Origin of the sequence: Myxococcus sp. AB036A (genome assembly GCF_006547355.1) — a bacterium.
GTDB lineage: Bacteria > Myxococcota > Myxococcia > Myxococcales > Myxococcaceae > Myxococcus > Myxococcus virescens.
Genome location: NZ_VHLC01000237.1, coordinates 1 through 461, shown reverse-complemented (window position 1 = coordinate 461; position 461 = coordinate 1). Strand labels below are relative to the sequence as shown.

The 461-nt window shown below is 66.4% G+C and carries 1 protein-coding gene; it reads right to left on the bottom strand.

Annotation, left to right across the window (positions count from 1 at the left end; genetic code table 11):
• Window positions 1-242: transposase (locus tag FL344_RS38255; RefSeq protein ID WP_255508276.1), on the bottom strand; the 242-nt coding region annotated here is incomplete at its 3' end.
• Between the last annotated feature and the right edge of the window lie 219 nt (window positions 243-461).

Here is a 461-nt window from a genome sequence, read left to right as displayed (position 1 = left end):
TACTGGCGCGCCACGCCGACGGACTTGTCTCCCTTCTTCAAGAAGCCCGTCTCGTCCACCGCCAGCACGCCGCCTTCCCCCAGACTCCTTCGGGCGTACTCCAGGACGTCGTCGCGCACTGCGTCCGCGTCCCACTTCGCGCGCAGCAGCAGGTGCTGGAAGGCATACGGGGCGCCGTGCCCCGCGTCCTCTGAAAGGCCCCATGCATTCTTCCGCTGCGCGCGCCCCAGCAACGCCCTCACATACTCCACTGCAGCGGCATGTGCTTCGCGCCTGCGGAAGTGGGGCTGCAGCCAAGCCCCTACCTCCTCTATTTCCGCGCCGAGTTGGCCTCCTAATGAGCTTCAGGGAGTGAGGTTAAGAGCGAGGCTGTTGAGTTCGTGAGGAGGTGCACTTCCCATGGCTTGGCAGCCTCGCCGGCTCTCCGCCGAGCAGCAGCAGGAGCGGCGCCTTGAGGCAGC